At 57.6% G+C, this 25,044-nt stretch carries 18 protein-coding genes and 1 riboswitch; of the genes, 7 read left to right on the forward strand and 11 right to left on the reverse strand.

The features are described 5' to 3' along the window. Positions 1-122: 122 nt before the first annotated feature. Positions 123-1,559, reverse strand: coding sequence for an MFS transporter (locus AB8E48_RS05385; RefSeq protein WP_368886006.1), 1,437 nt, complete (start codon positions 1,557-1,559; stop codon positions 123-125). Positions 1,560-1,719: 160 nt separating this feature from the next. Next, positions 1,720-1,953: a DUF4235 domain-containing protein gene (locus AB8E48_RS05390; protein WP_049340557.1), complete on the reverse strand. Its 234-nt coding sequence runs from the start codon at positions 1,951-1,953 to the stop codon at positions 1,720-1,722. Positions 1,954-2,220: 267 nt separating this feature from the next. Further along, positions 2,221-2,321: riboswitch (TPP riboswitch) on the forward strand. 58 nt (positions 2,322-2,379) lie between these two features. Here AB8E48_RS05390 and AB8E48_RS05395 point away from each other — a divergent pair. The 3 genes from AB8E48_RS05395 (at position 2,380) to AB8E48_RS05405 (ending at position 5,525) form a co-directional block, all read left to right on the forward strand. Then, complete coding sequence (locus AB8E48_RS05395) at positions 2,380-3,024, forward strand: ECF transporter S component (protein ID WP_368886007.1); 645 nt, start codon at positions 2,380-2,382, stop codon at positions 3,022-3,024. A 72-nt stretch (positions 3,025-3,096) separates the two neighbouring features. After that, the gene (locus AB8E48_RS05400) at positions 3,097-4,731 is read left to right on the forward strand and encodes an ABC transporter ATP-binding protein (RefSeq protein WP_368886008.1); all 1,635 of its coding nucleotides are present in this window, start codon (positions 3,097-3,099) and stop codon (positions 4,729-4,731) included. Beyond that, positions 4,728-5,525 (forward strand): energy-coupling factor transporter transmembrane protein EcfT, encoded by a 798-nt coding sequence (locus tag AB8E48_RS05405; protein ID WP_368886009.1) that lies wholly within the window; start codon positions 4,728-4,730, stop codon positions 5,523-5,525. The genes AB8E48_RS05400 and AB8E48_RS05405 overlap by 4 nt, the downstream gene beginning before the upstream one ends. Positions 5,526-5,705: 180 nt before the next feature. Here the strand turns inward: AB8E48_RS05405 and AB8E48_RS05410 are convergent, their stop codons facing one another. The 9 genes from AB8E48_RS05410 to AB8E48_RS05450 form a co-directional block, all read right to left on the reverse strand. Next, positions 5,706-6,608 carry an aminotransferase class IV gene (locus AB8E48_RS05410; protein WP_368886010.1) on the reverse strand — a complete coding sequence of 301 codons (903 nt, stop codon included), beginning with the start codon at positions 6,606-6,608 and terminating at the stop codon, positions 5,706-5,708. 304 nt (positions 6,609-6,912) lie between these two features. Beyond that, positions 6,913-8,181 carry a multidrug effflux MFS transporter gene (locus AB8E48_RS05415; RefSeq protein WP_368886011.1) on the reverse strand — a complete coding sequence of 423 codons (1,269 nt, stop codon included), beginning with the start codon at positions 8,179-8,181 and terminating at the stop codon, positions 6,913-6,915. Positions 8,182-8,649: 468 nt separating this feature from the next. Beyond that, complete coding sequence (locus AB8E48_RS05420) at positions 8,650-9,327, reverse strand: hypothetical protein (RefSeq protein WP_368886012.1); 678 nt, start codon at positions 9,325-9,327, stop codon at positions 8,650-8,652. Then, the gene (locus AB8E48_RS05425) at positions 9,324-9,803 is read right to left on the reverse strand and encodes a low molecular weight protein-tyrosine-phosphatase (RefSeq protein WP_368886013.1); all 480 of its coding nucleotides are present in this window, start codon (positions 9,801-9,803) and stop codon (positions 9,324-9,326) included. The genes AB8E48_RS05420 and AB8E48_RS05425 overlap by 4 nt, the downstream gene beginning before the upstream one ends. 208 nt (positions 9,804-10,011) lie before the next feature. Continuing rightward, complete coding sequence (locus AB8E48_RS05430) at positions 10,012-11,295, reverse strand: pentapeptide repeat-containing protein (protein WP_368886014.1); 1,284 nt, start codon at positions 11,293-11,295, stop codon at positions 10,012-10,014. A gap of 245 nt (positions 11,296-11,540) precedes the next feature. Further along, on the reverse strand, positions 11,541-13,139 hold the full coding sequence (locus AB8E48_RS05435) for a pentapeptide repeat-containing protein (protein WP_368886015.1): 1,599 nt from the start codon (positions 13,137-13,139) through the stop codon (positions 11,541-11,543). Between the two features lie 797 nt (positions 13,140-13,936). Next, a complete protein-coding gene (locus AB8E48_RS05440) occupies positions 13,937-15,601 on the reverse strand; it encodes a pentapeptide repeat-containing protein (RefSeq protein ID WP_368886016.1) in 1,665 nt (554 codons plus the stop codon). Positions 15,602-15,764: 163 nt separating this feature from the next. Next, on the reverse strand, positions 15,765-17,867 hold the full coding sequence (locus tag AB8E48_RS05445) for a pentapeptide repeat-containing protein (RefSeq protein ID WP_368886017.1): 2,103 nt from the start codon (positions 17,865-17,867) through the stop codon (positions 15,765-15,767). A gap of 132 nt (positions 17,868-17,999) precedes the next feature. Next, entirely contained in the window at positions 18,000-19,964 is a 1,965-nt protein-coding gene (locus AB8E48_RS05450) for a pentapeptide repeat-containing protein (RefSeq protein ID WP_368886018.1), read from the reverse strand. 727 nt (positions 19,965-20,691) lie between these two features. On the opposite strand from AB8E48_RS05450, the gene dnaK reads away from it, so the two are divergent. From dnaK to AB8E48_RS05470, 4 genes are all read left to right on the forward strand, one after another. Further along, positions 20,692-22,524, forward strand: coding sequence for a molecular chaperone DnaK (gene dnaK / locus AB8E48_RS05455; protein WP_368886019.1), 1,833 nt, complete (start codon positions 20,692-20,694; stop codon positions 22,522-22,524). Positions 22,525-22,526: 2 nt separating this feature from the next. Then, entirely contained in the window at positions 22,527-23,105 is a 579-nt protein-coding gene (locus tag AB8E48_RS05460; RefSeq protein ID WP_368886020.1) for a nucleotide exchange factor GrpE, read from the forward strand. Between the two features lie 313 nt (positions 23,106-23,418). Beyond that, positions 23,419-24,396 carry a DnaJ domain-containing protein gene (locus tag AB8E48_RS05465; protein WP_368886021.1) on the forward strand — a complete coding sequence of 326 codons (978 nt, stop codon included), beginning with the start codon at positions 23,419-23,421 and terminating at the stop codon, positions 24,394-24,396. Between the two features lie 4 nt (positions 24,397-24,400). Beyond that, positions 24,401-24,907: a heat shock protein transcriptional repressor HspR gene (locus AB8E48_RS05470; RefSeq protein WP_368886022.1), complete on the forward strand. Its 507-nt coding sequence runs from the start codon at positions 24,401-24,403 to the stop codon at positions 24,905-24,907. Positions 24,908-25,044: the final 137 nt, after the last annotated feature.

Genomic DNA, 25,044 nt, shown 5'->3' on the forward strand with positions numbered 1-25,044 from the left:
TGCTTAAGCACGAAGGAAGGGCGGGTAGAAGATGATCTTCTACCCGCCCCTCCTGTTGCGTTCGCGAGGTCGCGTTTGCGGGGAGCGGAGCGCTTAGCCCCGCGTAGCCTTATAGAGCAGCTTTACTGGCCAGCCTTGTCGCGGCGCTTCTGCTCACGCTTCTGCTCGCGGCGAGCCGCACGCACACGCAGCGGACCGGGAGCCTTCACCGGCAGCAGCAGGAGCAGGCCCGCCACCACAACGATCAGAATACCGAGCACGCCCCAAATCTGCGCGCCCATCAGGCTCACGCACAGGCCGAACAGCATCGGCGCCAGGAAGCTGGTGGCACGGCCGGTGGTCGAGTACAGGCCGAACAGCTCACCCTCGGTGCCGGGATCTGCCAGGCGAGCCAGGAAGGTGCGGGACGCCGACTGTGCCGGGCCCACGAACAGGCACAGCAGCAGGGCGCATACCCAGAACACGCCCGGTTCGGGGAAGAACATCAGCGGGGTAGCCGCCAAGATAATGCCGACCAGCGAGATAACAATAATCGCCTTCGGGCCCAGGTAATCATCCAGGTAGCCGCCCAGAATCGCACCAACCGCGGCGACGGCGCTACCGGCAATACCGAACAGAATCACCTCGGAAGTGCTGAAACCGAACGTGCCCGCCGCGAGAATACCGCCGAACGTAAAAATACCGGACAGACCATCACGGAACACCGCCGAAGCAATCAGGAACCACAGGGTCTGCGGGGACGTCATCTTCAGCCGCTTAATGGTGCGCCACAGCGCCTTATAGGAGGCGAGCAGACCGCCCTGACGAGCCGGGGAGAGACGCTCCATACCGAGCTCCAGGAAACGCAGCTCGCGGGTGGGCAACACCTCCGGCAGGAAGCGCTCGCGGGTGCGCATACGCACCAGCAGAGGCACACAGAAGATGAGGCACCATGCGGCGGCGAACAGCGCGACCGCACGGATGTTCAGGGCGTTATCGGTGGTCAGGCCGAGTACTTCGGGGGTAAGCACAAAGCCCCACAGCACCACAGCCAGCGCCAGGATGCCGCCAATGTAGCCGGCAGCCCATCCGGCGCCCGAAATCTTACCGATGTTCTCCGGGTGGGAGATACGCGGCAGCACCGCGTTGTAGTTCACGTACGCGAACTCGCTGAACACGCTCGCCGCAGAAATCAGCGTGACACCCAGCCACAGGTACTGCGGGGTGGGGCCCACGAAGAAGCACGCCGCCATCGAACCGACCAGCAGCATGGTGTTCACGCCAAGCCAGAAGATGCCCCTGCCGGACTTGTCGTTACGCTGACCGGTCACCGGCGCCAGAATCGCAATGAGGAAACCGGCAATGGTCAGACCCAGCGACAGCGCCGAAGAGGTTTCTTCGGGCGTGCCAAAGTAGCTACTGGTCAGGTACACAGTGAAGATGAAGGTCGTCATAATCGAGTCGAAGCTCGACGAACCAACATCCCACATGACCCAGGACGCGACCGAACGGCGGCTGTTCGCGTGGTCAACGACCCTACGCGGAGCCTTCGTCTTACGGCGGGGAGAAGAAATAGTCATAGTTGTGCTTTCGGATGCCGAGGTGGCGCTTCAGCGTAGCGGCGGCGTGAAACCTGCTGAAGTAGAGCGGGCGTGCTAAAGATGGAACACCAGGCGGTACGTACCGAGTGGAGATACGTACCGCCTAGTTCATGAACTTTCGCGCGGAAGGCGCAAAGTCTTAGTTGAAGAAACGACGCTGCAGGCGAGCAATACCGAAGCTCACCACAGCACCCACGACGGAGGTCAGAACGGTCCAGAGGATGACCTGACGCAGGGTGTCTTCAGAGTCGTGGGAAATGGCGGGAGGCTGGTTGCCGGTAGCCTTGGTCCAGGCTGCGCCCAGGCCCTTACCAACCAGGGCAGCAGCGCCCATGTTGATACCCGCAATAGCAAGCTTAGCGACGGGGTTCATGTGTATCTCCTTAGCTGTATATGATGCGGCGTCCTGCCCGTGAACCCCTTCGGGGTTGGGTGAGAAAAGAGCGCCACTCCCTAGCGTATAGGGTTTAAGGCGTTCGTGCCGCTTTGGAGGGGTCACGTTCCAAAATTGTACACCGTACAAATCGGTAATGTGGGGCGAACTTTGAAACAAAAAGTGGCAAATTGGCACGAACAGCCAGACACGCCTACAATCGAACCTGGACTTCCGCCCGCACCAAAACGATACGGACAAGGAAGCCCACAACGACAGGGGAGCGCCACCGAGGCGCTGAGAGTGCTAAGCAGACCCTCGAACCTGATCCGGTTAGTACCGGCGTAGGGAGTCGAATTTCTTCTCAATGCCCTCGTCCATTCAGAGGGCGAGGACATTCCCCTTCCAACGAAGGAAGGACCACCAATGTCGCAGAACGTAACCCCCGCCTCTAAGGCAACTACCCAGGCACCCGCACAGGCAGAAGCGAAGAAGCCGAACCTGCGCTGGCGAGTCAACGAAATCGTTATCGCCGCAGTTATCGCAGTAGCCTGCGCCGTCATCTTCTGGATCTGGGACATCGCAGTCGGCCCCGCCGCCAAAACCGCACTCGTAGCAGCACCCGAATTCCGCCCCATCGTCGCCGGCGCATGGCTGCTCGGCGGCACCCTCGGCGGCCTGCTCATCCGCAAGCCCGGTGCGGCACTCTTCGGCGAAATCGTCGCAGCATTCATCTCCGTGCTCTTCACCGGCGGCGCGTGGAGCGGCGAAATCCTGATCGCAGGCTTCTTCCAGGGCATCGGCGCTGAAATCGCATTCGCAATCTTCCGCTACCGTCGCTGGGACGCATTCGTAGCAGTCTTCGCCGGTGCGCTCAGCGGCCTGTTCATGGGCGTTAACGAAATCTTCATCTACTACCCCGACATGGAACCGGTCAAGGCAATCATCTACGTAGCGTGCGCCGTCATCTCCGGCGCAATCATCGCAGGCTTCCTCGCATGGATTCTCGTGCAGAACCTCGCCAAGACCGGTGTGCTCTCCTCGCTGGCATCCGGCAAGACCCGCCGCTAACCGCCAGCTAGTCACTACTCACCACGAGTCACTACTCGGCACACTCAGCAGCCACAAGGCTAAGGAACCATCATGGAAGCAACACCGCGCGGGGCGCGCATCGAGCTCAACAACTTCAGCTGGCACCACCCCGGACGCCCAGAACCCGTCATCAACGGACTCAACCTCACCATCAACCCCGGTGAAAAAGTCCTGCTACTGGGCACCTCCGGCGCCGGCAAATCGACGCTCCTGCACGCCATCGCCGGTGTGCTCCACGATGACGACGGCGAATCTGCCGGCGGCACCATCACCATCAACGGGCAGGCACCCGCCGAAGCACGCGGCACCGCAGGCATGATGCAGCAGGACCCCGAATCCTCCATCGTCATGGCAACCGTCGGCAACGACGTAGCGTTCGGCCCCGAAAACCTGCGCGTACCCCGCGAAGAAATCTGGGGCCGCGTCACCGAAGCCCTCACCGCAGTAGGGCTCAACAACCTGCCCCTCGACCACCCCAGCAGCGCGCTGTCCGGCGGTCAGAAGCAGCGCCTCGGCCTGGCGGGCATCCTCTCGATGCACCCCGGCGCCATGATCCTCGACGAACCCACCGCCAACCTCGACCCCTCCGGCGTGCAGGAGGTGCGCGACAGTATTCTTGCCGCCGCGGAGGCGACCGGCGCGACCCTGCTTGTCGTAGAGCACCGCGTGAGCATCTGGGCACCGCACATGGACCGCATTATCGTGCTCGGCGAAGGCGGCACCATCACCCACGACGGCGTACCCGACACCGTACTCACCGAAGCACGCCAAGAACTCATCGACGCGGGCGTGTGGGTACCCAACTACGTGCCGCGCGCGCCGCAGACCGGTGATATTGCGGGCGGCGAGGCTGCGACCGGCGAGGCGCTACTCCGCGCCGAAAACCTCAGCATCACCCGCGCACAACCCACCCCCAAACAACGCCGCGCACGCCGACGCACCATCAAACGCCTCGGCGACACCCCCGCACCCGCACCCATCGACCTGCCCGTACTGCGCGGCGGCATCAACCTCACCCTGCGCGCCGGCGAACACCTCAGCGTGCTCGGCCCCAACGGCGCCGGCAAATCAACCCTAGCCCTCACCCTCGCAGGGCTCCTCACCGCGCCCAACGGCACCCTCACCGCCACCGACGCGCTGCGTAACCACGGCGGCAATCACGGCGGCGAGCCCGCACACTGGGACGTGCCCACCTGGACCCCCGCCCAAATGCTCAGCCGCATCGGCTACGTCTTCCAAGAACCCGAATACCAATTCATCCGCGGTACCGTACGCGAAGAACTCGAACTCGGCCCTCGCCGACTCGCCGCGCTCAACCGCGAACCCCTCGACGAAGACGACCTGGCAACACGCACCGACGACCTGGCGGCCCGCCTACGCCTCACCCACCTACTCGACGCCAACCCCTTCACCCTCTCCGGCGGCGAAAAACGCAGGCTCTCCGTCGCCTCCGCGCTCGCCACCGCACCCAAAATCCTCATCCTCGACGAACCCACCTTCGGCCAAGACGCACGAACCTGGGCCGAACTCGTCGACCTCATCCGCGAACTCCTCGCAGGCGGCACCGCCGTCATCTCCATCACCCACGACGAAGACTACACCGCCGCACTCGGCGGCAACCACATCACCCTCGAGGCGCTCGAAACCTCCGAAGCCCACACCACCCCCGGAAAGGAGAACGCATGAACACCGACTTCTTCGGCACCATCGACCGAACCAGCTACTTCAGCAACCTCAACGCCGGCGTAAAACTCATCGTCTCCTTCACCCTCATCATCGCCGCACTCATCGTACGCGACCCCCTCACCTCCGGAATCCTCTTCGCCCTCGAACTGCTCGGATTCATCCTCGTCGGGTTCCGCCCCGTCAACGTCCTCACCCGCTTCTGGCCCATCCTCATCGCCGTGATTACCACCGGCTGGTCCGTCGCCATGCTCAGCGCCAAAACCGGCGCCACCATCCTCGACCTCGGCTTCAACAGCATCACCACCGACTCCGCCGCCGTCGGCGCAGCCATGATGATCCGCTCCCTCGCCATGGTCCTACCCACCCTCGCATTCGTACTCACCACCGACCCCACCGACCTCGGCGACTCCCTCGCACAAACCTTCAAACTACCCTCCCGATTCGTGCTCGCCACCGTCGCCGCCCTCCGCCTCGTCGGCATCCTCTTCGCCGAATGGAACGCCCTCGGCCAAGCACGACGCGCCCGCGGACTCGGCGCAGGCCAATCCCTCGCCGGACGCGCCCAAACCTTCGGCGGGCAAAGCTTTGCCCTGCTCGTGCAGGCTATCCGCCGCGGCTCCCGCCTCGCCATCACCATGGAGGCGCGCGGCTTCGGCGCAGGCGAACGTACCTGGGCTCGTGTGCCCTCCTATTCGCCGCGCGACGTGCACGTGAGCATTGCCGCCGCCGTCATCATCGCGGTTGCGTACGGTGCATCTATTGCGGTGGGTACGATTCAGTTCCTCTGGGGCTAGTTTGCTCTGCTTGGAACATGAGTAGGGAGGCGCTCGCACTCTTCCTTCGCTCCTGTAGGGCTTCTCCAGATATGCGAAAAGGGACGGCATTATCCTCGCTCCTACAGGGGCACCCGTCCTCGCTTCGCTTCGGACACCCTGATGTCGCTACGGATAATACCGTCCCTTTTTTGTATGCGGTTAGCTCTGCTGTGCCAGGTAGTTCAACAGCGTGGCGGTCAGCTCCGGGTCATACGCCAGCGCCGTGCCGTTCAGATGGGTCACCGGCGCAATCAGACGCACCGACGACGCCAGCCACACGCCGTCCGACTCGAACAAATCCTGCGGGTAGAGCGGGCCGAAGCCCAGCTCCCAGCCAGCCTGGCGCGCCGCCTCGAACACCGCGCCCTGCGTGGTGCCGGGGAGGATGCCGTGGCTCGGCTCGGGCGTGTACAGCACCTTCTTGCCGTCCTCAATCTTGGCGACCAGCACCGAGGAGGTGGCGCCTTCAAGCACGCGACGCTCGTCGGTGATGAAGATGGCGTCGTCCGCGCCGCGCTCCTGCACGTACCGCAGGACCGCCATGTTCACCGCGTAGGAGAGGGTCTTCGCACCCGCCAGAAGCCAGGGGTAGGCGCTGTTGTCCATCGGCTCGTGGCCGCGCGGCAGCAGCATCGCCTTCACGCCCTCGGTGCGGCGCTTCACGATGGAGGCGGGCACCGGCGACGCCATAATCAGCGTGTACGGGCCCGGCTGCATGGAAGTCACAGCCTGGGTGGGGCCGCGCGAAATAATAATCTTCACGATGTGCTCTTCGCCCAGCGCCGTCTCGGCACCGGCGGCCGCCTCACGCATGAGGCGTTCCACCGCCGAACGCAGAATCTCGGGTTCCGGGTCGGGCAGATCCAGCATGCGCGCCGACGACTCGAGGCGGGACAGGTGCATGCCGAGCTTACGCACGCGGCGGTTGACGGACAGCATGGTCTCGAAGACGCCGTCGCCGCGGGTGAAGCCCTGATCATCAACGCTGATGAGAGGCACGGACGGGTCGACGAAGATGCCCTGCGGGTTCTGCTCGTTCAGAAGAATTACGGTACTAGACATAGTCTTATTGTACGTTCGCGGCTGCTTCCTGAAAGGGCTCGAAGGGTGCCGCGTTTTCCGGAAGCGCCCTCAGGGTGTCAGCCCGGACGCTCTCCGCAGCGAAGCAAGGAAGAGCGGAGCGTCCGGGTGACGGGTGCCCCTGCGTAGGCGCGGAGGAAACATGCGGCACCCGCTTCCCCTGTAGGAGCGAAGGAAGAGTGCGGGCGCCTCCCTAACTACTGCAGCAAATACAGTAACGCCCCGGACCGGCAACCCACACGGGTCACCCATCCGGGGCTTTAGCTATACAAAAATCAACAACAGGCTAGTGGCCCGCCGCCGGGGCACCGTGGCCTTCACCAGCACCGTGGCTCTTGCCGTCCGCCGAGTAGTCCGAATCCTTACGCGGGGTCAGCCACAGGACCAGCGCCGTCAGGCTCGCAAAACCCAGAATGGAGAAGCCCATCGGCAGGTACTCATGCTCACCGGCAATCGACACCAGCGGCGCCGCCAACGCACCCAGCAGAGCCTGAACCGTGCCCATTACCGCCGAAGCACTACCGGCCATGTGGCGTGCCTCGTTCAGCGCCAGTGCGGAAGCGTTACCGAAAATCAGGCCGCACGAGCTGGTCAGCAGGAACAGCAGAATCAGCGTCGGCACCAGTGAAATACCCATCAGGAAGCTGACGGTCAGCAGCACGGACACCACGACTAGGCTAATCACACCGGTGTTCACAATGCGGCGCTGCGCCACGCGTCCAACGAGCTTGGTTGCAATCGCGCTGAACAGCACAATGCCCAGCGAGTTCACGCCGAACACAATCGTGAACTGGGTTTCGGAGAGACCCAGAATCTTCTGCAGAACGAACGTCGAACCGGAAATGTACGAGAACAGCGCACCAAACGCGAAGCACATGGTCAGCATGAAACCCATGTAGCGGCGCACCGTGAACACCTTCGGCAGCTCCGAGTACACGCTCAGGGCGCTGCCCTGGTAGCGTTCCTCAACCGGCAGGGTCTCCTTCACGACGAAGACCACGCCAAGCATCATGACCGCGGTGACTACGCCGAGCACATGGAAAATATCGCGCCAGCTACCCCACGACAGCACCCAACCGCCAAACAGCGGCGCAAGCACCGGCGCGAAGCCGTTAATCATCATCATGACGCCCATGAGCTTAGCGGTCGCCAGGCCTTCAGTCGTATCAGTCACGATGGAACGCGCCAGCACCGCACCAATCGAACCGGTGAAGCCCATCATAAAACGCGCAAAAATCAGCAGCTCAATATTCGGCGAAAAACCACACGCCACCGTCGCAATGAAGCAGACAACCACACCGAACAGCAGCGGCTTGCGGCGGCCCGTCTTATCCGACAGCGGGCCCACAACCAGCTGGCCGAGCGCCATACCGACCATGAACGCGCTCAACGTCAGGGACGCGTTCGTGCTGGTCGTGTTCAGGTCCTCCGCGACAGCGGGCAGCGCGGCAAGGTACATGTCCGTAGCGAGCGGCGCAATAGCGGTCAGCAACGCCAGAACAACAATGAAAAGGGGCGACAGCCCAAAAGAGGTCTTAATCGACTTCGAAGACATTAGCCTTAGTTTTTCTTTCTGCGTGACGCACGTGCAACGGAGCCCGCGGCTCTAAGGGGTGGATGCGGCGGTGCCGGATCCGGGGATGAGCTTGCGCAGGCCAGAAGCACAACCTTTTCACCCTAGCAGAATCGGGGGTGGCTTCGTAAGTTAAACGTTTGACCTTTTTTCGGTTCAGGAGGGGCGCTCTGCTTGGTTCCTTCGTACTTGGTTCGCTTGGGAGGCGGTATTCGCTCTCGTTCCTACAAGGATAGGGGGGAGGGCACGCCACATATTTCCTCCGCGCCTACGCAGGGGCACCCGTCGCACAGACGCTCCGCCCCTCCTTGCTTCGCTGCGGAGAGCGTCTGTGCGACACCCTGAGGGCGCTTCCGGAAAACGTGGCTGCGCCCTACGCATACCGGGTACAGCAAAGGGACAGTGTTATCCACGCTCCGTTGGAGAGATAACACCGCCCCTTCCCGGCGGTTACCGTGCGTCTGCTGCCGCGCTGTCGTAGATGAAGTCCACGGTCTCGTAGTCCTCCGGGATTTCGGCGAGCAGCGCCTCCTCCTGCGCCGCCCATCGTTCCCAGTGCGGGCGGAACGTGTCACCGTCACGAGCCATGGCGCGTTCGTGGCGCACCTCGTCCGGGGCAGTGGCGAGGATACGCACCTCGCAGGCGCCAGCAATCGCGCCGACACCCTCACAGATGATGACCTGCGTAGCCGCCGGGTCGACGGTGCGCACCTCACCGGGGGCGCCCGCCTCCCAATCCCACGGGGTGTAGGTCCCGGCAATACCTTCGGTCAGTTGTACGGATAGTGCGTCCCACGCCTCCACGCCGTCGAAGAGGCCGTCCCAGCCGGGGTAGAAGTCGTCCAGGTGCAGCACGTGCACGCTGTGGCCGGCGGCGGTGAGCTCCCGCTCAAGCTGCGCGGCAAGGGAGGTTTTGCCGGTGCCGCTACGGCCGTCAATGCCGATAATCAGCGGGATCTGCGCGAAGTCGGCAAGGAACTGCTCACGGAATTCAGCAAATTCGGCGGTATCCATGTCGAAGTCGTTGCCGATGCCGTGCTCCAGACGCAGCATGTCTTTGCAGAGCTCCAGGATTTCGGTGGTGCCGGTGACGCGGCGGTTCTGGTTCAGGGGGATACGCTGACTCACTGCGCGTCGCCTTCCTGCTTGAGGTGGTTGATGAGGCCGCGCGCGGCGGCGTCAATGAGGCCGGTGGTGTACACGAAGTCGCGTTCGCTACCGTACCAGGGGTCGTAGATGCCGAGCTGATCCAGGTGGGTGGTGGTGACCTTCGGGTCGAAGCTACGCATCATGCGGATCTTGGCTTTGTCGTCGTCGTTGCGGGCGAGGGCTTTGAGTCGCAGGTAGTGGGGTGCGTCCATGGCGAGGATGAGGTCGTTGCGGTCGAAGTCCTCGACGGTGAAGACGCTGGCGTGGTGCGCGGACGGGTCGATACCGCGGGTGGTGAGCTGCGCGGCGGCGCGCGGGTCGATGCGGTTGCCTTCTTCTTCGTTGCTGATGCCGCTGGAGGTGACGGTGACGGGCACGCCGGCTTCTTGGGCGTGCTGGAGGATGAGGTATTCGCCGACGGGGGAGCGGCAGATGTTGCCGGTGCAGACAGTCATGATTCGGTACATGGTTCTAGTGTATCGGTGGGGTAGAGGATAGTTGGGCGCGGCGGGTGCTTGGCGTGGTTCTTTGGGTGGTTCGATGATGGGTGGAGGCGCTCGCTGAGGGTACTCGCGGAGGCGCATTTGGTATGGGCGCGAAAAGGCCCCGCCGACGAGGGGCCGGCGGGGCGCAGGTTTATTTTTTATGAGATTCTTTGCGAGACTATGAAACTGTAGACGCTGAAGGGTTATCAGGATTGTATAGCACAGCTTCAAGAGGAATAGTATATGTTTTATTTTCATATTCGATATCTTTAGTTTTTATTGTTTTTATTTCTAATTCTTTATCGGTATATTTATATTCCTCGGGTTTGGTTTTGCATGAGAATCTAGCTTGATGAATTTCACCTTCTATTTCATCTATAAATAATGGTTCCTGGTTGTATGATAGGCGATTAAAATCAACGCCTCCATTAAAAGATGCTCCGGCAAATGAAGATTTTTCTGCAAAATTTGCTCTATAGAAGTTAGCAGTTCCTTCGAAATTCACATCGAGAAATGAGGTGATTCCTTCATACACTGCAAATTTGAAATTTGCATCACCGATAAATTTTGAGCTGGAAAAGCTTGTGTTTCCGTAGAACTTTGCTCCCGAAAAATCAGGGGATGAGAAATGCAGGTCTGCAAGGGGATAGAAGATGTCTGCTTCCCTAAAATTATATTTAAATTTATTCCAAAGTCCTGAAGCATCTTCATGGTCGTTGGTGGAATTTTCGAGTCGCTTACTGATTTCTGTAAATATAGCTATACGAATTTCCTGTTCTTGAAGGAAAATTACCCTAGGATTGTTGTTGGGCTTTTCTATATCATCTTCAGTTAATGATGTGTATTTGTCAAGATCTTTTCGTAGTGCAGCAAGCAGGAAGGGTGAGCGAACATAGGAGCAAAGATTATTGATAATAACCTGCCCTTCTTTTTGTTGCTTTTCTTGTCCGAGGGGGTCGTCTGCAAGCCATTCATCAACAAGGCCCACTAGGGTGTAAACACCGCCGAGACGGATGGTAGCTTTATCGCTAGCCAGATGTTCTACCGCCTTGGTATAGCGACTGCGGCGTTCGGCGTGCACCTGGTGATTGTGGTCATTCTTGTTCTTCTGGATGTCATCCTCAATTTTTCGGCGGTCGATTTGATTTTTCCAGCTGTTCTGCAGAAGCGTCAGAATCGCAATGATTCCACCTGTAATGTAAAGGATATGGAGGCGTAAATCAGAGATAGATTTCTGTCTGATTTCTTCTACCTTAGTATCTGCAGAATTATTGCTTGGAATTTGCCAGTCAATACAATTTGGCACCATAAGAGCGGCTAAACCTCCTATGAGGCCAAGTAAAACAATGATCCAGAAGAAGTGCGCAGGATTATCAAAAAGCCATGTATATAAGTTGAAACGTGGTTTTTTGTCTTCTTGATTCTGGCTATTGAGAGACGGCGGTGAGACGTTTTCTGGCATGTTTGTTTCTTCTGTCTTCGCTGAAAGGAACGGTCACCTTTCAGCATAGCGCAAAACTGTCTGACATGGGTTGCTATCAGATATAAACGATGTCCCGCTCGGGGCAGCTCTGTGATAGGCGGATGCGCTCGCTGACGGGTACTTTACCGCGGGCTTGCAAAGACCCTGCCGACGTGAGGTCGGCGGGGTCCATAATTTTATGGAAATACCACGATTGCACTTCTTAGATTTTTATCGAGAGAGGGCTAAGCGCGCGCAGGGCTGCTGTATATCCTAGTACCATTTTTATCGATGTAAACTCTTGACCCTATCGGATATAACATGCAATCGTCATCAAAGTTAACATCTTTTTGAATGCGACCAAGTGGAATTAGGTCGAAATCATAGTTTCCGGAGTATGAAAATGTTGCTCCCAAAAATGTTTCGTATCCCAAAAGGCCTTCAGAATATACAAAATGTGCTTGCCTGCTGAAAGTTGAATTTTGAAAATTAGTTCCTCGATTAAAATGCGTCCCTTTGAAATCTGCCAAGGTAAATTCGGTGCGGTAAAAATTTGACCCATGCATAAATTTTGACCCCCTAAATAATGCACTGATCTCAAAAATTGATCCCTTGAAATCTGTGTAGCCATAGAAATATGTATCACAGAAATCAGCGGTTTTACTAGTATCTTTATTTTTGAAATTGGCTCCCCAAAATTTTGTTATACCGATTTTGTCCCAATCAATATCTCCTTCTCGACCTTTCATATCTGTATGGAACTCTGAATTATTGAAGTATGCTTCTGATTCAAATAAAGTGGCGGAGAAGTCCGAAGGGCCGCAAATCTGGAGGCCCTTGGCGTATAAATCTCCCTGGAAATTGGCATTATAGAACGAGGCAGATTTCTTGAAATTGGATCCTGTGAAATGTGTTTCTCCAGAAAAGATTGCGTTCTTGAAGCTAATATCGTTATAAAAAACTGCATCAAATATGGCTAGGTTGTCCCATTTAGAATTTTCAAATGATGCACCAGCGTAGAACTTTGCGTCCGAGAAATTGCCTTTCTCGATCGTGAGGTCATTCAGAGGGTAGAAAATTGATGCTCGGCTGAAATCAATATCGAAGTTACTCCAAGCGCCAGGAATAACGACTATTTTGTCTTCTTTATCCTTGATAAAGGAGCTGCTTCGTTTGCTCATCTCATCAAAGATAGAGCGGCGTACATCCTGTTCTTCACGAAATACCGCCTGGTCCTTGGCAAAATCCCCCTCATAGTCAGTAGGTTCTATGTCGGAGTCAAGTACTTCTGCCTTTCGTGCAAGAGGAAAGGACGAACGAATATAGGAGCAGAGGTTATTGATAATAACCTGACCTTCTTTCTGTCGTTCTTTAGGATTGAGGGTGTCATCTGCGAGCCACTCATCGACCAAGCCTACAAGGGTATAGATACCGCCCAGTCGGACGGTTGCTTTCTCATCAGCTAGCTGCTCGACAGCTTTGGTGTAGCGACTACGACGCTCTGCATACACCTGACGGGTATGGTCGTTCTCATTTTTCTCTTTTTCTTGATTGTTCTTTCGGTGACTCTCGCCAAGGGTGATAACACCTAGAACGCCACCGGTGGTGTAGAGGATGAGCTGCCTGAGAACCCGACCGTCATCGTCCTTACCGAAACCAGAGTTGAGCGCGATGGGTAGGAGGAAAGCTACTGCTCCGCCAAAGATAGCGATTGCCCCAATCCAACTGTAGAACAGGGGTACTTTCGTCTTCAGCTTGGTGAAATGTGCGGCAAGTAAGAAAGTAACGACCCATGCGGTGCATAGGCTGAGTAGCCGCCAGGCTTCCGTTGGCTCTATGAACATGTATCTGGTTCTCCTGTCCTCTCTGATAGGAACGTTTACCTTCCAGCATAGGGTAAAGCTACCTGTCCTGAGTTGCGCCCGGTTATCAACGAGGGATTCGCCTGTATGAGATGCACAGACGATGCTTCTGCTATCTGCGGCAGGCGAGGTAGGTATGGGGAAATCCTCAAAATAGGTAATATTGTTCCTCACGGTGGATGCAATAGCGGCGTAATTAGTGTTGCCGTGTTGTTATGTCTTAAGAATTGCGCTACATTATTAGATATACGGTCATATGTGCAGGGAATGTCCTTATGTGCAATGACAGTAAAATAAAAGTGGAGCTACCAGCGATGTTGCACCATCGCGAGTAGCCCCACAATCAGAGCCTAAAAGAGAGACGCAGCTACAAACTCACACATCTCAATCAGGCTAGCGAACAGGGTTGCTACATAGCTTCCCCGTTCAACAAGTACCCAAAAGCGGTCCTTGTCCATAGGAGTACACCTCCTCTCTATTTAATTTATTAACTAGAGACAACGCGGAATTGCGTTGTCACTGCTGATTTTAGCAGATGACACACATTTCGCGGATTTTTGCTACCCAATTTATGTTTTATTTATTGTGGACATAGCGTAATGCCGCTGGAAAGCGATAAACGAACCAGGGTAGATAAGATTCGAAAAACCCCGCTGAGCCTGTAGGCTCTAGCGGGGTTTTTCGCACCGTTTTTATTTTTCGACGCAGCTACTCAGCGGTGTCCACCGAGCACGCAAAGGCCCCACCACTTCGAAGATGTGGCGGGGGCCTTCGGGATATTACTGCGCGGGTTCACTCAGGCGCATGTATTCTTTCCTGTGTTCATCCCAGGACGCCGGATCAAAGAGCACCGCCCCGACCGGGATGTGGTAGCCCACGCCGTTCAGCTCGGCTGTACCCAGCGGAATATGCTGGCTATCCTCGTACACCGCGAAGTTATGCGCCTCCTGACCAGTAGCCTCCGAACCGGTAGGCAGCGCAGCGAACTGAGCCCGGCGCATCTCGCCCGAGTCAGCATCCTCAACAGCGAAGGCTGGCGGGCTTTTCGCGAAAGACACATCGCAGAAATCTGCAACACCCATAAAGGACGCTCCGTAGAACTCAGCGTCAGCTTCAAAGGTAGCCTCACTGAAATCTGCACCTTGGTCAAAAGCCGCCTCGCTAAAGTCTGCGGTTTGCGTGAAAGTCGCCCATTTGAAGCGTGCGACCTGCACGAAAGCCGTCTCACTGAAGCGGGCGTTTTGGGTAAAAGTTGCCCCATTGAAGTCTGCAACCTGACCGAAAACGGCCCCGATGAAGTGCGCGTTTTGAGCGAACACAGCCCAGCTGAAGTCTGCGTTTCGAGCAAAATTTACCCCGCCAAAACTAGCGTTCTGGATGAAAGCCGTCCCAGTGAAGTTCGCCTCCTGAGCGAAGTTCGCCCCGCTAAAATGCGCGTTCTGCATGAACTTCATCCCGGCGAAATGCGCGCTCTGAATGAAGGACGCTCCGCCGAAGTCTGCACTACGAGTGAAGGTTGCGTGGCTGAAGGTCGCGTCACCAGCGAAGGTCGCGTCACCGAACCCCGCGATAGATTCAAAAGTTGCGCGGCTGAAATCCACGGTTCCCACAAAAGTTGCCCCGCTGAAATCTGAACCGTTGCAGAACCTTGCCGCTGAGAAGTCAGCGTTCTCAAGAGTCAGGCCGTCGAGAGGGTAGAAGACGACCGCCCTGCTGAAATCGAACTCAAAGCCGCTCCACGCGCCAGGGACAACAGCCGTCTCGCCCTTCTCATTTTCAGCAAGGGTGCTGTTGCGCTTGCTCATCTCAACGAAGACGCTGCGGCGAACATCCTGCTCACCACGGAAAGCCGCCAGATCCGTAGCGAAATCACCCGCATAGTTAGCGGGCGGTGTATCCGATTCAAAAGCTTCTGCCTTGAACGCCCGCGCGAACGGCGAACGAATATAAGCGCAGAGGGCATTGACGATGACCTGCCCCTCCTTCTGCCGCGCCTCAACGCTGAGCTGCTCATCAGCGAGCCACTCATCAACCAGACCCGCAAGCGTGCTGATGGCGCTCGCACGGACTGCCGGGTTCGGATACGCCAGATGCTCAACTGCCTTGCTGTAACGGGTATGGCGCTTGGCATGTACTCGCTGGGGGTGTTCCAGCTTTTTCTGGGCGTTTATGCGGTGGAACTCCCCAAGAAAGAGAACACCCAACAGCGTACCGGTGATGAAGAAAATGAACGGCTGAACCTCAAAATAGGCGATGTCAGGATCAAAGGCGAAAGGCATAAAACCCGCCGCGACAATGCCCAAGAGAGCGATAGCCCAAACCCAGGTGCGGAAGCTAGACAGCTTCCCTTTGAAATTGCCGAACTGCGCGGCGAGCGGGAAAAACAGAATGATGACTGCGCAAGCTATCAGCCAAACCCACGCGGTGCTGGGTGCGAGATGCATGTGGTTCTCCTATCATCGTTGAAAGGGGCGGGTCATATTCAGCATAGTGTAAAGCTGCTGGGCTTGGGCGGTTGCTGGTCAAAAGCAAGAACCCCGCCAGCACTGGATGCGCGGGCGGGGTCTGTGCGGGGGGGCTTCCCCGACGGCAGGGGAGAGCTAGGTTTTACTGCGCGGGCTCACTGATGCGGGTGTAGTCCTGTTTCTCTTCGTCCCAGGAATCCGGGTCGTACAGTACCGTGCCGAGAGGGAGAACGAACGTTCTATTAAGAAGCTCCGCCGTGCCCAGCGGAATAGGCTGGCTGCCCTCGTACACCGCGAAGTTATGCGCCTCCTGACCGGTAGCCTCCGAATCAGCAGACAGCGCAGCGAATCGAGCCCGGCACATCTCACCCGAGTCAGCATCTTCAGCCGCAAAAACCAGCTGGCTCTTCACGAAAGACACATCGCAGAAATCTGCAACACCCATAAAGGTTGCCCCCACGAACTCCGCCCCTGCCTCGAAGGCTGCATCAGCGAACCAAGCAAGTTGCTCAAACACAACTCCGCTGAAGTTGGCATCAGCGCTGAAAGCCGCCGTACTGAACCCGGCATACCCCTCAAAGACAGCCTCACGGAACTCAGCAGTCCCCGCAAAGTCCGTCCTAAAGAAGCTCGCATTACCGCCGAACGACGCCGCGCAGAACCCCGCGTTTCTACCAAAGGACGCGCCACTAAACCGAACGTCTGCCGCAAACGCAGCGTCGCGGAAGTCCGCGTGCCCTCTAAAAGAAGCCTCGTGGAATTCCGCATTAGCGTTGAAAGCCGCCCCGGCAAACTCAACATCGCCAGCAAAGCGCGCGTTACTAAAGTCAGACGCACCCCTGAAAGTTACGTCGCTAAAACGCGCGTCCCGACCGAACGTAGCATCCGCGAAGTAAGCACCCTCAAAGCTCGCCCCGTTGAAGCTCACCTCCCGCGCGAACGTCACCCCACCGAAGCCGACACTCGCCGTGAACGTCGCCTTGCTAAAGTCGGCATCCTGCGCGAACGCCGTGTTACCGAAATTCGCATACTGCGGGAAGTCCATCTCATAGCTCGTCCTCGGAAGAGCAATAAATAACGACCGGCTGAACGTGGTGTCGCCGTCGAAGCTCGCCTCACCAAAATCCGCGAACTGCGTGAAGGACGCCCCGCTAAAATCCGCCGCGCTCGCAAAGCGTACGTTGCTGAACATTGCGGACTGCTTGGTAGCTATACCGGCAAAGCGCGCGGCCCCGCCGAACAGCGACTTGGAGAACACCGCGGGGCGGTTGAAGACCGACGCGGCGAAGTGCGCTTCATCGTGGAACGTGGAGGCGGTGAATACTGCCTTTCCGCCGAAGGTGACCGCCGCGAAGCTGGCTATGCCTGCGGTGTTCAAGCGTGAAAAGTTGGCGTCGGACTCGAAGGAGGCTACCGCGAAGTCAGCCACAGCTGAAAAGACCGCATCTGAGAAGTCAGTCTCGCCGGTGAAGGTTACGGTTGCGAAGCTTGCCGTGTCCGCAAAGCGCGCCCCGCTGAACTCTGCTGCACCCGCGAAGTGGGCGGCGCTGAACCCCACCCAGTCGTTGAAGTTCGCGCCGTCGAAGGATGCATCAGCCGTGAACTGCGCCGCCGAAAAGCTAGTGTCACCGTGGAAGGTTGCGCCGAAGAAATCTGCCGGGCCGTAGAAGGTTGCGGAGGCGAAATCGGCGTTCTGAAAGTACAGCTGCTGTAGCGGGTAGAAGATGGGCGCACCACCAAAGTCGAAGCGCAAATCAGCCCACATCGGAGATATTGGCGGCACCGGGTGCTGGTTCTTCTTATGGCCTGCCTTGCTGCTTTCGGAGGCGGCGGCGAGGCGGCGGCTGAACTCCTTGAAGACGGTGCGGCGCACTAGCTGCTCTTCGCGAAGCGCCTCCTGATCGTGCGTAAAGTCGCCTTCGTATCCTTCGGGTGCCTCGTCTGATTCTAGGATTTGCCGTTTCTGCGCGAGGGGGTAGGGCGTGCGGATGCACCCGGTCAGCGCGTCGATAATGGTTTGGGCTTCTTCACGGCGTACTTGCGTGGGGAGGGAGGTGTCGGTGAGCCATCCGTCCGCGAGGTTTACGAGCGTGAATACCGCGCCGAGGCGTGTGGCGGGTTGTCCGTCGAGGAATTGTTCGAGGGCGTGCGTGTAGCGTTTGCGCCGCTTGGCCTGCCTCTGCTGGATGCGTTCCGGGGTGTTTTTGCGTTGTCGCAGCTTTGCGAAGAGTGCTACTAGGTTCATGGTGGTGTGCCCTTCCTGCTCCGGTGCTGGCTTATATCCAGCATAGGGGAAGCCCCCACCCTTGTGCGCTCGCGCTGGGTTAAAGAAGAAGCCCCGCCGACGAGGGGTCGGCGGGGCTCCTTCTAATGAGCCTTACTTGGAGGGGGTTTCTCCCTGATTATCAGACTCTTCTATTGGCTTCGCAGGTTCACTTATACGGCCTGAATCGAGGTCGAAGAGCATGGTTCCGACCGGAATCTGGCGTTCCATTCCGTCAAGCTCAGCTTTGCCAGGTTGAATAGGCTTACTGCCGCTAGAAACTGAAAAAATGTAGTCCTCTTGAACCCTGTGAACGGAGAACCAGGCTCCCAAAATCTCGTTCATAAAGGTTGGCGCACAATTTTTGAAGAACGCATCCTTAAAGCTCCGCTTTTGGACGAAGGTTGCCCCCGCGAAGTATGCGTCTTGGACGAAGGTTGCCCAGCTGAAGTCCGCGGTTTGGGTGAAGATCGCCCTGCTGAAGTCTGCGTTTTGGGTGAAGATTGCCCCGCTGAAGTCTGCGTTTTGGGTGAAGGTCGCCCCGTTGAAGTTTGCCTTTTGGGCGAAGGTCCTCCCGCTGAAGTCCGCGGTTTGGGTGAAGGCCGCTTCGTAGAAGTCTGCGGTTTGGGTGAAAGCCGCTCTCTTGAAGTCTGCGTTTTGGGTGAAAGCCGCTCTCTTGAAGTCCGCGTCTTGGACGAAGGTTGCCCAGCTGAAGTCCGCGTTTTGGGCGAAGGTCGCCCCGCTGAAGCGCACGTTTTGGGCGAAGGTCACCCAGCTGAAGTCTGCGGTTTGGGTGAAAGTCGCCCCGCTGAAGTCTGCGTTGCTGTAGAACTTGGCAGAAGAAAAATTACCTTTCTCAATTGTGAGGTTATTGAGTGGGTAGAAAATTGGTGCTCGACTGAAATCGAAATCGAAGTTGCTCCATGGGCCAGAAGTGGTGGATATTTTGTCATTTTCAATGGTGACCTCACTGGATCGGTCGCTAATCTCGGAGAAAATAAGACGGCGAACCTCGGATTCATTTTTAAGTTTATCCTGGTCTGTGCTGTTTAGGGCACCTATGTTTTTAAGGTCTTCTTCTGTGTATTCACCAGGCATGGTGCGTATATATTTGCAAAGAATGTTTATGATTGTTTGAGCTTCTTTCTTTGCCTTCTTTTTCAGTTTCTTCAATTCTTTCTTATCATCGCTGAGATCTTTATAATCTAACCAAGCATCGGCAAGTTTAGCTAATTTAGGTACAGCCGCATAGGCCGCCTTTACATCGTCGCTATTAAGCTCCGCAACAGCTTTATCAAAACGGTCATTGTAGGAACTATGGAGCTGCCGAATATGGTCTCGAGCATCTTTCTGCTTCTGCACCTCTAATTGCTCGCGTTCCAGCTCGCTTTTTTGATGGCTTTTAATGAGTCCAAAGACTGCAATAAATCCACCGGTGATAGTGAGTATCGCAGTGGTTAAAGCAGAGCTATCTCCAATGAGCTTCAACACATTCATTGCTGCTGGGATAACTAATGCAAATAATCCACCTATGGCAATAATCGTTGTAAAGAATTGAAGTGGGTGTTTCTTGAAAGAATCAACAATAATGGGCCTGTTTTGATAGGCCGAGTATGTATTTTTTATTGCAAATATTAAGAATATCGTTGTTATGGCAATTCGAAATAGGTCTACAAGGTATATCCATTTAAGGTAATAGGAAATCATGTGGGTTAATAGAAGGACAGATATCCAGAAAATGATTTTATGATCTTTTTTCTGGATTTTAAATATTGACACCAGAGTATCAGTTGGGTATTTCTTATTGGTTTCATTGCTGTCCAAAATAGGATTATCTTCAGTGATATATTTATTTATATTATGTGGTAATTCTTTGATATTATGTAGCCGCTCTTTAAATCTACCGCGTTCTTCTACTATCCCCTCTCCTTCTTCTCTGAGGGTTTCTGCTGTCAGGTTATTTGGTTCTTCTGATTCTGTGGCAGGGGTGCTATTTGCCTGATTTTTGGGAGTTGCGGAAGGGAGTGGGGTTTTGGAGGTGGAATCGCCTTGGGTGCTCGGGTTGTCTTCCTGCGACACTGGGGTCTCCTGTCTGCTTTGAGAGGATATTGTCGTAACCAGCATACGGCAGGCGGGTAGCCTCAAGCCACAGGTGAAGGTTAGAGAATTACGGGTCGGACAAGCAGAGATTCCTCCATGAAGTGAGCGATGGAGCTCGCAAGCAGGCCCTCTATATATAAGAGGAGTGAACCTCTGACGTCTCACTCCCTCTCTAGCAACGCTGCCAGAGGACTAGTCTCCAGACCTGAAAGCCACCCCCGCACACCCTATATGAGGTGCCCCTGCACCACCTTCCGGCACCCCTCGCACCCCAATTTTTGGGTTTTTCGCCCTTTTTCACCCCTCTTTCAAAAAAATTTTTTCTCCAAACTAGCCCGGCAGCGTCCGCCGTGCGCTGAATCGCCGCGCCTCACCCTCGCCCAGACCAAAAACCCCGGAATTTTGCGGCAAAACCGCCCATCCTTGTCTCGTCGCCGCCCCAAAATCACCCGCAAAACACCCCTCCGGAACCTCGAAAAACCCATCCCTAACACGCCTCCACGAAAAAAAGTTGAGTAAAGTTCACTCAACCCTATTGACACCCCTGCCAGAAGGGTGCATACTTGAGTACATGAGGCTCAAGGGAGCCGCGCAGACCACCCCACACGGGGCATCACGCGTAGCACCCTCGCCTCCAAAACTTTCAAACTAACCCGCCTCGCATTAGAAGAAGCGGGGCACTAACACCTAAGGAGTGAATAAACATATGGCACGTGCAGTAGGTATTGACCTCGGTACCACCAACTCGGTCGTAGCAGCACTGGAAGGTGGCGACCCGGTCGTCATCGCTAACGCAGAGGGCACCCGCACCACCCCCTCCGTCGTCGCATTCTCCAAGGACGGCGAGGTTCTGGTCGGTAGCGTCGCAAAGCGTCAGGCAGTGACCAACGTCGACCGCACCATCTCCTCCGTCAAGCGCCACATGGGCACCGACTGGACCACCGAGATTGATGGCAAGAAGTACACCCCGCAGGAAATCTCCGCTCGTATCCTCATGAAGCTGAAGGGCGACGCAGAGGCATTCCTGAACGACACCGTCACCGACGCTGTCATCACCGTTCCCGCATACTTCAACGACGCTGAGCGTCAGGCAACCAAGGAAGCCGGCGAGATTGCAGGCCTGAACGTCCTGCGTATCGTCAACGAGCCCACCGCCGCAGCACTGGCATACGGCCTGGACAAGGGTAAGGAAGACGAGCTCATCCTGGTCTTCGACCTCGGTGGCGGTACCTTCGACGTCTCCCTGCTGGAAGTCGGCAAGGACGACGACGGCTTCTCCACCATCCAGGTTCGCGCAACCAGCGGTGACAACCGCCTCGGTGGTGACGACTGGGACCACCGCATCGTTGAGTGGTTGCTCGCACAGGTGAAGGCAAACACCGGCGCAGACCTGTCCAAGGACAAGATTGCTCTGCAGCGTCTGCAGGAGGCAGCTGAGCAGGCTAAGAAGGAGCTGTCCAGCGCTTCCAGCACCAACATCTCCCTGCAGTACCTGTCCGTGACCCCCGAGGGCCCCATCCACCTGGATGAGAAGCTGACCCGCGCAAAGTTCGAGGAACTGACCCGCGACCTGCTCGAGCGCACCAAGAAGCCCGTGCTCGACGTAATCAAGGAAGCTGGCGTGTCCATCTCCGAGATTTCTGAGGTCATCCTGGTCGGTGGCTCCACCCGTATGCCCGCTGTTGCTGAGCTCGTCAAGGAGCTCACCGGCCGCGAGCCCAACAAGGGTGTGAACCCCGACGAGGTTGTGGCAATGGGTGCAGCCCTGCAGGCAGGTGTGCTGAAGGGCGACCGTAAGGACGTTCTGCTGATCGACGTCACCCCCCTCTCCCTCGGTATCGAGACCAAGGGTGGCGTGATGACCAAGCTGATCGAGCGCAACACCGCAATCCCGACCAAGCGTTCCGAGACCTTCACCACCGCAGAGGACAACCAGCCCTCCGTGACCATTCAGGTCTTCCAGGGTGAGCGTGAGTTCACTCGCGACAACAAGAACCTGGGTACCTTCGAGCTGACCGGCATCGCCCCCGCACCCCGTGGCGTGCCCCAGATTGAGGTTACCTTCGACATTGACGCAAACGGCATCGTCCACGTCTCCGCAAAGGATAAGGGCACCGGCGCCGAGCAGTCCATGACCATCACCGGCGGTTCCTCCCTCTCCAAGGAAGACATCGACCGCATGGTCAAGGACGCAGAAGCACACGCAGAGCAGGACAAGGCACGCCGCGAGGCTGCTGACACCCGCAACGCAGCTGAGTCCCTCGCATACTCCGTCGAGAAGCTCCTGAAGGAGAACGACGACAAGCTGCCCGAGGACGTCAAGACCTCCGTTCAGGGTGACGTCGACGAGCTGAAGAAGGCACTCGAGGGCGACGACGACGCAGCAGTGAAGTCCGCACTCGAGAAGCTGCAGGCTTCCCAGTCCAAGCTGGGCGAGGCACTCTACGCAGCAGCACAGGCTGACGCTTCCGAGTCCAAGCCCGCAGCTGACGAGGACGTTGTCGACGCCGAGGTTATCGACGAAGACGAGAAGAAGTAATCATGGCTGAGCAGGAAAACACTACCCCCGACCCGCTGGAGGAGGCGTTCAACGCCCCCGCAGCGGAAGGCCACCCCGAAGCTGAATCGGCAGAAAACGCCGAGGACGCCGCGGAAGCCGTCGAGGCTGAGCTCCAGGACGCCGTAGAAGCAGAATCTGCTGATGCGGCACTCGCCGCAGAGCGCCTGGACTCCCTGCTTCGCCTGCAGGCCGAGTTCACTAACTTCAAGAACCGCACCGCTCGCGAAAAGGAGCAGCTGCGAGGCTTCGTAACCAGTGAACTGGTGACCGCGCTGTTGCCGGTGCTCGACGATATCGACGCCGCACGTAAGCACGGCGACCTGCAGGAAGGCCCCTTCGCCTCCATCGCTACCAAGCTCGAAGAGCTGCTCAGCAAGCAGGGCGTGGAGCGCTTCGGTGAAGTAGGCGACGCCTTCGACCCGAACATCCACGAAGCTGTACTGCAGCAGCCCACCGACGAGGTGGCTGAGGATCATGTCTCCATGGTTCTGCGTTACGGCTACCGCGTGAACGACCGTGTGGTTCGTACCGCTCAGGTGGCTGTGGCTGTCGCACCGTAAGGTGGTCGGCTCAGCATTGGCTGAATAACTAACGACGGGCGGGTGCTCTCCCTGGTGGGGGAGTGCCCGCCCTGTTGTTTGCCTCGTGTTGTTTACCCTGGATGTTTTGCCGGGGGCATTTTGTCCGGGATGTGGTGAGCTGCGGTCGCGGTGAAAAACCCTTGGAGGGCGCTATTTTTTGGTCTAGCCCCTTCCGAAATTGAGTCAAGTAGACTAAACTTTTATATAGAGCATTAAGATAAGAACGTGGTGCCCTGCTAGCCGTCCCGTAACCGAGGAGGGCGGCGCAACACCGCGAGAGGAGAAAACACACATGGCAAGTGAAAACTGGATAACTGACGACTTCTACAAGGCACTGGGTGTCAGCGAAGACGCAAGCGAAAACGACATCAAGAAGGCGTACCGCAAGCTCTCCCGCAAGTACCACCCGGACCTGAACCCCGGCGATGCCGCAGCGGAGAAGAAGTTCAAGGAAATCTCTGAGGCCTACGACGTGCTCTCCGACAAGAAGCAGCGCGAAGAGTACGACCAGATCCGCCGCTACGGCGCATCTGGCATGGGCGGCTTCGGCGGCGGCGGCTACACCGGCTACCCCGGCGCGGACGCATTCGGCGGCTTCAGCGGCGGCGGCGCAGGCATCAACATTGACGACCTGCTCGGCGGCCTCTTCGGCGGCGGCGCAGGCGGCTCCCGACGCTCCGCCGGCTTCACCAGCGCCGACTTCGGCGGCATGGGTAGCGGCGGCTTCGGCGGCGCACAGCACGCAGCACCCGAAGAAAGCACCACCAGCACCCGCATCAGCCTCGCCCAGGCATACACCGGCGCGACTGTGACCGTGTTCCTGCCGGACGGCTCCCACACCGAGGCGCGCATCCCCGCAGGCATCAAGGACGGCCAGAAGGTGCGCCTGCGCGGCAAGGGCCTGCACGGCGCCGACCTGAAGGTCACCGTGCGCGTCTCCGACGACTCCGTGTACTCCCGCGAGGGCAACAACCTGATTATGCGTGCGCCCGTCACCCTCGCCGAGGCCGTCGACGGCGCAGTGATCGAGGTGCCCCTGCCCGACGCATCCACCGTGAAGTTGCGCCTGGCACCCGGCCAGGTCGGCCGCCGACTGCGCGCCAAGGGCCGCGGCTTCAAGGCTAAGGGCGGCGACGGCGACCTGATGGTCATCCCCGAAATCGTTCTGCCCACCGAGCTGAGCGCAGAGGCGCAGGAAGCATTCGACAAGTTCGTGAAGCTGGCACCCCAGGAGAACCCCCGTAAGGATCTGTTGAAGAAGGCGAAGTAAACCAATGGCATCTCGAGAATCATCATCCAAGTCTCGTAGCGGCAAGCCGCTGCACAGCGTGGACCTGCCGGTTTTCGTGATTTCTGTAGCGGCTGAGCTGGCGGGCATGCACCCGCAGACCCTGCGCCAGTACGACCGCATCGGCCTGGTTCAGCCCTCGCGTGCGCCCGGTAAGGCGCGCCGCTACTCGCAGCGTGACGTGAACCGTCTGCAGCAGATTCAGCAGCTCTCGCAGGAGGGCGTCTCCCTGGAGGGTATTCGCCGCATTATTGAGCTGGAGTCCCTCGTGGAGGAGCAGCAGGAGCAGATCGCGGCGCTGCAGCGTCAGGTTGAGGACGCGAAGGTGAAGCTGGGCTTGACGGAGCGCGTGTTCGCTGCCGGTACTAGTGGCGACGTGGTGCATATTGCCCGCGGTACCCGCCCGGCGCCTCGTCAGCGTTCCTCGGCGGTGGTGCTGTACCGTCAGCGTCACCAGGCAACTACAGCGGATGATGCGAAGTCGCCGCGCTAAACCGGCAAAACCGGCTACACTTGGATAAACGGTTCGGCTGATTAGCTCATCTGTGCTAGTCAGCTGCTTATATAGACTTGTGCGTCTTCGTGTATACGCCGCGAGAGGGAGGGTAGACCCCCGCCCCGCATGCACTT

Origin of the sequence: Rothia mucilaginosa (assembly GCF_964211445.1) — a bacterium.
GTDB lineage: Bacteria > Actinomycetota > Actinomycetes > Actinomycetales > Micrococcaceae > Rothia > Rothia mucilaginosa_E.